The sequence below is a fragment of the Dietzia sp. HMSC21D01 genome (assembly GCF_001815995.1).
GTDB lineage: Bacteria > Actinomycetota > Actinomycetes > Mycobacteriales > Mycobacteriaceae > Dietzia > Dietzia cinnamea.
Genome location: NZ_KV823748.1, coordinates 1 through 1224, shown reverse-complemented (window position 1 = coordinate 1224; position 1224 = coordinate 1). Strand labels below are relative to the sequence as shown.

The window sequence follows — 1224 nt, the reverse complement described above, 5'->3', positions numbered from 1 at the left end:
CGCCGACACCTCGGGGGCCTCCCCCTCCACGGTCGCCCCGCCGCACCCCGCCAGGACGGCCGCCAACACCGCGCCGGTGGCGACGACGACTCCGGTCGCGCGCGAACGTGTACTCATGGTGCGCATGGTAGGTCACCCTCCCCGTGGGGCGGGCAGACGCACCGTGGCGAGCACGCCCAGATGGTCGGTCCTGTCCACCTCGACGGTCTCGGTCTCCCCCACCGCGACCGCGCCCCTCGCCAGGACGTGGTCGATTCCGATGGCCGGCGGCAACCGCCGGCCCGCCGGCCAGGTGGGCACCCACCCGTCCCGGCCGCCGGAGACCGAGTCGGTGTACCCGAGCCCGCGCAGGTCGCGGAACCGCACGTGGTCCCAGGTGGCGTTGAAGTCCCCGCCCACGATCACCGGGGCCGGCCCCGGCAGGCTGCCCAAGTACCACCGCAGGCGGTCGGCCTCCTCGACCGCCAGCGCGGCATCGAAGACGGGGGCCACCGGGTGCGCGGCCACCACCGTGACCGGCCCGCCGGGCCCGGCCATCTCCGTGCGCACCAGCCCCAGGCTGAAGCCGGGCACGCGCTCCGGCGCCGAGAGCGGGAACCTCGACCACACGGCGACCCCCTGCGTGGTGGGCGCGGTGGCGGCGGCCTCGTGCGGGAGCAGGCCCGTGAGCCCGGCGGTGCGCAGCGCGTCCGCCGACTCCGGGGTCGTCTCGACCGTCAGGAGAAGGTCCACCCCGCCCGTGCGTACCGCCCGCACCACGTCGTGCGGGGCGGCCCGGCCGTACTCGAGGTTCTGCACCATCACCCGCACTCCGACCCCCTCGTCGTCGTCGACCTCAGGTGCCGGTCCCACCATCGGCGCGTACTGCACCGCGCCCACGCCGACCAGCGCGGCGGCCACGATCCCGAGCAGCACCGACCGTGCCCGCACCGCGGCGATGAGCGCGACCAGCGAGAACGCCCAGAACGCCACGGCGAAGGACGCCAGGACCGGAACCACCGCGATCTCCGCGCGGGAGTGGTGCAACGCGACCCCCGCCGCGGCGACGAGCGCCGTGAGCACCGCGACGGCCCGGGCGACCGGGCGCCGAACGCTCAACGCAGGAACTTGCGCAGGTCTCCCAGCGCGGCGATGACCCGGTCGAGGTCGTCACCGTTGCGCACCATCGAGCGCACCGTCTCGGCCACCGACGCGACGGTCGGCGAGGACGGCGACGCGGAGGGC

At 75.8% G+C, this 1224-nt stretch carries 1 protein-coding gene; it reads right to left on the bottom strand.

Annotated features, from left to right (window positions below):
• Nucleotides 1–132 precede the first annotated feature (132 nt).
• Complete coding sequence (locus HMPREF3086_RS03100; RefSeq protein WP_070720136.1) at nucleotides 133–1098, bottom strand: endonuclease/exonuclease/phosphatase family protein; 966 nt, start codon at nucleotides 1096–1098, stop codon at nucleotides 133–135.
• Nucleotides 1099–1224: the final 126 nt, after the last annotated feature.